Source organism: Vibrio sp. 1401 (assembly GCF_033340295.1).
In genome coordinates, this window is sequence record NZ_JAWOWF010000083.1 from 1 (window position 1) to 7758 (window position 7758).

At 45.7% G+C, this 7758-nt stretch carries 5 protein-coding genes; all 5 read left to right on the forward strand.

The window, feature by feature from the left end; translation table 11 throughout:
* The first annotated feature begins 495 nt into the window (after nt 1–495).
* Nucleotides 496–1287: a hypothetical protein gene (locus tag R7Z77_RS23335; RefSeq protein WP_171345484.1), complete on the forward strand. Its 792-nt coding sequence runs from the start codon at nt 496–498 to the stop codon at nt 1285–1287.
* A gap of 90 nt (nt 1288–1377) precedes the next feature.
* A complete protein-coding gene (gene vmeP / locus R7Z77_RS23340; protein WP_158173182.1) occupies nt 1378–2520 on the forward strand; it encodes an efflux RND transporter periplasmic adaptor subunit VmeP in 1143 nt (380 codons plus the stop codon).
* A gap of 10 nt (nt 2521–2530) precedes the next feature.
* On the forward strand, nt 2531–5671 hold the full coding sequence (gene vmeQ / locus R7Z77_RS23345; RefSeq protein ID WP_213967969.1) for an efflux RND transporter permease subunit VmeQ: 3141 nt from the start codon (nt 2531–2533) through the stop codon (nt 5669–5671).
* A 120-nt stretch (nt 5672–5791) separates the two neighbouring features.
* Nucleotides 5792–6895, forward strand: a complete 1104-nt coding sequence (locus tag R7Z77_RS23350; protein ID WP_053350522.1) for an OmpP1/FadL family transporter — start codon at nt 5792–5794, stop codon at nt 6893–6895.
* Between the two features lie 176 nt (nt 6896–7071).
* Nucleotides 7072–7704, forward strand: a complete 633-nt coding sequence (locus tag R7Z77_RS23355) for a hypothetical protein (RefSeq protein WP_318136855.1) — start codon at nt 7072–7074, stop codon at nt 7702–7704.
* The last annotated feature ends 54 nt before the right edge of the window (nt 7705–7758 follow it).

Sequence of the window (7758 nt, forward strand, 5' to 3'; positions counted from 1 at the left end):
GGTCTGTCGCACTAACATTTGTAAACGATCACTGGATCACATTGTTTTAATTCTGAAATTGGCTGCGGAATGACGGTTCTAATCTGATGCTAGGCTAATCAAACTAAGGTTTTTAAATTATTATAATGTTCTAATTAATCTGAAGAGTGTTGTACGATCGAAATGAAACATTGATCGCGATCACCTAAATCCATTGCACTCTCTATTCATATGGTAAAATTAATTAATCATTTGTTCTAATGATAATTGAATTTTCATAAGTTTTAATATTTCCTTCTTCGTTAGTATTACCAAATTTCAAGTTATATAATATATAAGTAGCGGTGATTGAACTTTTACGATGCTTTATTTTATTTTAATTAAAACGTCGAATGTTTCGTCATTATTGAATTTGCTTTGATAATTTATGTTATCCAAAGCGAGTTGTGTTGCTTGCTATTTATGATGACCTCATGACGTGAATAATTTTATAATCATTAAAATGGATACAGTTTTATGAATTTAGTGAAACCGTCTGTTGCCATTGTGGTTGCAGCCCTACAACTCGCGTCTTCTGCCTATGCGCAAACAAACAATAGCGAAGAACTACAAGATATGTCTGACCCACTTGCGGTATACACCCAAGCTGGCTTTGGTATTACTGATAAAGGCGCGAACATCAAAATCGGTCAAACTTACCAATCTAGCCAGCCTGGTACCATGGCGATGAACATCATTGAAATGAAAGGCATTGGTGGTGAGCTATTTGGCATTCGCGACAATGACGATCCAATATATGCCAACGTTGATGACAGCATTGACTCTTTCCGACTACGTAATTTCCAAGTAGAAGTCGCAAAAGGTCTAGGCCGTCAATTAGATGTAAACTACGACGTTGATAACGATAAATTAGATGCATCTTATAGCTTTATTCAAGGTCTACCTAAGTTTGGTATGTTGCAGCTATTTCCTTTAGCTGGTGCGGGTGTCACTATTGCTAATGATTTTAGTGGTGATGACAAAGGTTATGAAATTCCAGGTACTTTCACTGTTGTGGGTATGTACTCAAAAATTGAATTAACCGATAAAATCTGGATTAACTACAACCCAATGTATATGCATACGTTGTCAGGGTCTGGTCAATATAAAGATACTTATTATGCGGGTGAAGATAATATCTTGACTCATGAGTTTGCGTTGTCTTATCAAATTAATCCTCGCGCAAATATTCGTTACTTTGCAAACTGGAATGAGCACGTTAATTTCGGTGATGGTGATCACCGTATCGAATTTAACTACCAATTCTAACTCCCTCGTTTATTTCCAGAATAGAAAGTGTGTTTATCCATATATTTAAATATCTAGGCCAAAGCACTTTCTATATAAAGTAGGTTTATCATGAAAGCCAAATATAAATTTGCGTTGGTATCTATTGCTATATCTTCTGCATTACTATCAGGATGCAAAACTGGCGATATCGCAACGAAAACAGCCCAAGCACCCTCTGTTGAAACCGTTACCCTAACCGAAACAAAAATCACTCCTTATCATACTTTTATCGGTCGAACTGAAGCGGTAAATGACGTTGATATTATGCCGCGAGTCGGTGGAGAATTAACCGCGATTTATTTTAAAGATGGCGATATGGTCGAAAAAGGCCAATTGTTGTTTGAAATCGACGACCGTCCTTACAAAGCGGCACTGGCGTATGCAAAAGCGTCGTTGCAAAAAGCAAAAGCGCAACTCGTTCAAACTACGCGTGATGCAGAACGTGTGAAGAAACTCATCAAAGATAAAAGCATCAGTGAGCAGCAATACGATGACGCCATTGCCGCGCAAGCCGCAGCGATTGCTTCGGTAGAAGAGGCGAAGGCGACGCTGGTTTCAGCAAGGCTCGATCTTGAATTTAGCTCTGTGCGTGCTCCTTTCTCTGGTCGCGTGGGTTTCAGCAACTTCCGAGTGGGTGACCGTATTTCGAAAATTCAACTCGTTCCTCTTGTTTCGATCACTCAAGTAGACCCAATTCGCTTTGGCTTTGATGTGGATGAGAAGCTCTACCGCCGCGTAAGAAGTGCGATTGATGTGGCTCATCGTAACGATGACAAACTGGATGTTGATTTAACACTGACGCTTTCAGACGGTTCATTGTATCCGCTTGATGGTAAGATCTACGCCGTTGGCAATAAGATCGATTTAGAAACAGGCTCAATTCGAGCAGAAGCACAATTCGATAATCCAACTTACGCGCTTATGCCGGGTGAATATGGCAACTTGACCATCAAGCTGCGCAACAAAACCATTGATGGTTTGCTTATCCCATCGGCGGCTGTTCAACAAGACCAAGCGGGTGACTACGTCATGGTGGTTGGTGATGATCACGTGGTGTCTCGTCGTAACGTTGAACTCGGTCAGACCTACGGTGTGAAACGTGCTGTGCTGACTGGTTTGGCGGCTAACGAAAAAGTCATCGTCAATGGTCTTCAAAAAGTGCGTCCGGGTGCAACGGTGAAAGACGTTGAACTACAGAGTGAACAAGGCTGAGTGAGTACTGATGTTAAGTAAATTTTTCATTCACCGGCCGAAGTTTGCTTTGGTGATCTCACTGGCGATGACATTGATGGGTATGATCGCCCTGAAAGTCTTGCCAATTTCTGAGTATCCTCAAATCTCTCCAACGGTAATTACGGTGAGCACCATGTATCCGGGTGCAAACGCGGACGTGGTTAAAAAGACCGTAGCACAACCGATAGAAGCCAAAGTCAACGGCGTTGAAGACATGATTTACATGTCTTCTGTGATTGGTAACGATGGCTCATACACATTGCGTATTTACTTCCGAGTGGGCGCAGATGGCGATATGGCACAGGTTCGTGTGAACAACTTGGTGGCACAGGCGACGTCGTCTCTACCACAAGAAGTAAACCAAATCGGTGTGACGGTTAAGAAGAAATCTTCCGACATGCTGGGCGTTATCACACTGCGTTCTCCGAAACAGTCTTACGACAGTATCTACCTTTCTAACTACGCGGATCTCAATATCGTTGAGCGTCTAAAACGTATCGAAGGTATGAGTGACATTACGCTGCTGGGTAAGAAAGACTACTCAATGCGTATTTGGTTGAACCCAAATAAATTGGCCACCTTGAAGCTTTCTGCTAGCGATGTTATCGGCGCAATTAAAACGCAAAACATCCAAGTGGCGGCGGGTAAGATCGGTGGTATGCCAGCTCCGGGCGACCAGCAATATCAATATGTTTTGCAAACCAAAGGCCGCCTTACTTCTGCGGAAGAGTTCGAGAACATCATCATCCGTGCGAGCAAGAAAGGTTCTTTGATTCGCTTGAAAGATGTGGCTCGTGTCGAAGTTGGCGCACAAGGTTACGAAGCTGATGGTCGTATGAATAACGAACCAGCCGCCGTTCTGGCCTTGTACCAGTTGCCGACCGCGAACGCGCTAGACGTGATGGAACGCGTGAAAGAGGCCATGAAAGAGCACGAGAAATCGTTCCCAGATGATTTGGTCTATGACATCGCGTATGACTCTACCGAATACGTAGAGACATCGATTGATGAAGTGTATGAGACGCTGGTGATTGCGGTACTTCTTGTCACCTTCGTTGTGTACGTTTTCTTGCAGAACTGGCGAGCGACCATTATTCCAACCTTAGCGATTCCGGTTTCCATCATTGCGACTTTCGCAATCATGGGCGTGATGGGCATGACCATTAACACGATCTCGTTGTTTGGCTTGATCCTCGCCATCGGTATCGTGGTGGACGATGCGATCATCGTGGTAGAGAACGTGGAGCGGGTTATTCATGAAGAGCATTTAGACCCGATTCCGGCCACTATCCAAGCTATGAAAGAAGTGACGGGGCCAGTATTGGCAACAACGCTTATTTTGTTGGCGGTATTCGTACCGGTTGCGCTATTGCCGGGTATTTCTGGTCGAATGTTCAACCAGTTCGCGGTCACCATCTGTGTATCGGTGCTGATCTCTGCGATCAACGCATTGACGTTAACGCCAGCGCTTTGTGCGTTGATGTTGAAATCTACTCACTCGCAACCTATTGCGCCTTTGCGTGCGTTTAACCGAGGTTTTGAAGCAATAACGCGCAAATACCAAGGTTTAGTTGGCTTCTTGAGCCGTCGTATTGTGCTGAGTATCGGTGTTTATGGCGCGCTTATTGCGGTGCTGGCATTTGCGTTCATGACCGTACCTTCTTCTTTCGTACCGAACGAAGATAAAGGCGTGTTCATGGTCGAAATGCGTTTGCCAGACGCAGCAGCATTGCAGCGTACTGCACCATTAATGAAGAAGTACGTTGATGAGCTAAAACAGATGGAAGGTGTGGAGAACGTGGTTTCGGTTGCGGGCTTCTCGGTAATTAACATGGCGTCGATTCCAAACTCGGGCATGTTGATCATCAAACTGGATAACTGGAGCAAACGTAAAGACCCTGAGTTACACCAACGCGCGTTGATGAGCAAAGTTAACCAAATGCTGAACTCAACGCCAGATGCCGCTTCGTTCGTTTTCGCGACGCCGGCAATCAAAGGCATGGGTGCGGTGGATGGTTTCAACCTTGTGCTGCAAGACAACTTGGGCCGTTCTCCACAAGAGTTGGCAAAAACAACCGCTGATTTTGTTGGCCAAATCAATCAACTGCCTGAAGTGGCGCGTGCGTTCTCGATTTTCCGTGCGAACATTCCGCAACGTTACATCGATATTGACCGCGATAAAGCGATTTCGATGGGCGTACCGTTGAATGAAATCTTCAGCACACTGCAAGCGCAGTTGGGCGGTGCCTACATTTCTGACTTCAACTTGTTTGGTCGTTCGTACCAAGTGAAAGTGCAAGCAGAAGAGCAATACCGTGACGACATCGACGACATCGACCATCTGTTTGTTCGCTCAAGCTCTGGAAAAATGGTGTCACTGGCAACGCTAGTGAAAGTGAAGCCGATCTTCGGCCCTGATACCTTATCGAACTACAACATGTTCAGTTCTGCAACCGTGAACGGTGCGCCAGCGCCAGGTTACAGCTCGGGTGATGTTGTAAAAGCCATTGAAAAACTGGCTGCGGAATCTTTGCCAAGTGGTTACTCGTACGAGTGGTCAGGCATGACTTACCAAGAGATGAAAGCAGGCAACATGGCGCCAATCGCGTTCGCATTGTCTTTGCTGTTCACCTACTTGTTCTTGGTGGCTCAGTACGAAAGCTGGACTATTCCTGCTGCGGTAATGATGGCGGTTCCAGTCGCGATTCTCGGCGCAATGGGCACGCTACTGCTGGTGGGACAACCGTTCGATTTGTACGTGCAGATTGGTGTGGTCATCTTGATCGGTATGTCCGCCAAAGTGGCGATTCTTATCGTGGAATTTGCCAAAGTTCTGCGAGAAAAAAAGGGCTTATCCATCATTGATGCTGCCAAAGAAGCTGCTCGAATTCGTTTCCGTGCAGTACAGATGACCGCATTCGCCTTCATTTGGGGGGTATTCCCGTTGGTGATTGCATCGGGTGCCGGCGCGGCATCTCGTCACTCACTGGGCTTTGCAGTATTCGGCGGCATGATTCTCTCTACGTTTGTAGGCACGTTACTGACGCCAGTGTTCTTCGTGATGATGCAATCTCTGCGCGAGAAGTTTAAGCGAAAGAAACCCACTGAACTTGAGGTGAGCGAGCAATAACGCTGATTTCAACTGACTGACTCCACAACACCCCCACGCTGTGTGCGATTGGCCAATGCCTTTCATTGATATACAACCACCGTCGCAGCGTGGGTTCCCCTAACAATAATAGGTTTTAGCATGAAAAATCTTTCAAAAATCGTCGTAGCGAGCTCTCTACTGACGTGTGCTGCTGCGCAAGCGGGTGGGTTATACCTTTATGAAACTACAGCATCGGATATTGGTTTGGCATCCGCTGGTATGGCGGCTCGTGCGCAAGATGCCTCAGTAATGGCAGCAAACCCGGCTGGTCTGGCGAATGTTTCTGGTAAATCTTTCTCTGGTAACCTGATTGGCCTTTACGGTGACGCGCAACTAGACACGATGACTAGCGATGCGGGCAACGTGATTGGTTTTGTTCCTATGGCGTCGGCATTTTACAGCCAACAAGTGAACGACAAATGGACGCTGGGTATTGGTCTGTATGGCAACTACGGCCTTGGCCTCGAGTACGAAGGTCTTTTGAATAATCATTTAGATATTCCTACAGCAACGACACAAGCGTTGACCATTCAACCTTCCGCTTCTTACCGCATCAATGATCACTGGTCTGTGGGTGCGGCGCTTGGCATTCAGTACGGTATGTATGAAGTGGAAACGAAGGGAGCCCTGAACTTCAATGACGAAGACCAAGATACTCAGGTCAACGGTCGAGTAGGTGTGCTTTATGAGGCAACACCAGGCACTCGTCTTGGTCTGTCTTACTCTTCTGAAACCGAATTTGAATTCGACAACAGCAACTCCATTGCTCCGCAACAACTGATCTTCAGTGCTTACCATGAAGTGAATGATGACCTAGCGGTGATGTGGAACGTGAACTGGCAAGACTGGAGCGAATACACAACCACGCTTAAGGCTGCAGAATTGGTCGATGTAGAGACACAAGACACTTACCAAATCGCATTGGGTACTCAGTACAAACTGAATGAAAAAATGATGTGGAATGCAGGTTTTGCATTCGATACCAGCATGTATGAAAGCCAATCAAACGGTGACATTACCGTTCCTACTGGCAAGGCGTACCGCATTGGTACAGGCATTGATTACAAATTGGATTCAGAAAACTCAATTGGTTTCGCGTTTGAAGCGATCTTGATGGAGTCGTCGGAAACGCCACGCTTACAAGCTGGTTTTGATGAGCCTGCTCTGTACTTCATGAGCATGAGCTACAACTGGAAAAACTAATCATTCCTAATCGCTAAAACGCCTTCCTTACAGGCCATTCTACCCTAACTACCTGCACTAGATGCTGTCATGCCATCTAAGGTAGTTAGGGCGCTTCTGTCACATCCAGTGAGTGATGATTCAAAAAGTATCTGCGCAGCTAAGTGCGGGTATTCAACATCTCAAAGGACTAAAAAATGAAAAATAAACTAGCGTTAGTGTGTACGACTTTGTTGGTCAGTACGCTGGCTCATGGTGCCGAGCATCGAGTAAAAGACAATAAAAACAAGTTGGCGGATGACCCAACAAAAGTCATCACGAAATTTGGCGCGTCTTACGCAAACAACTACGATTTTGATGATCAAAACATCTCATTCTCGGGCTCACTTGCGCTTGACCAAGCGCGCAAAATTAACCTGCGTATCAATGATGATGCGAGCGAGTGGCGTATTGGTGGCTCGTGGCTGTTTCCGGTCGGTATCGTGAACTTCAACTTCGGTAAAAATGAATACGTAAACGGCGCGGATCAAACCAACTACAGCGTTGGTACCTTTATGCCGCTAAGTTATTTCGGGATTGAGCCAGCAGGCTTCCAAATTTTCCCAATGGCAGGCTATACGTACAACACTGGTGATGTTCCTGTTTGTGACGGTGCAGAAAGTAGTCTCTGTAGCGAGCCTAACTTTACGGGTACGCCAAGTGCAGAGAATGGCTTCAATATGATGAGCTCTTCAGGCAGTAGCGGTTACGTTGGTGCATTTGCGCTGAAATCGTTTACCAAAGAGCTGACGTTAATCAGCTTCGCAGCCGAGATTCCGCAGCCAATTTAGGAATAAACTGCTTCATACAGAACACCAAGAAGCTTAAGCAGCCGAGTCTGATGC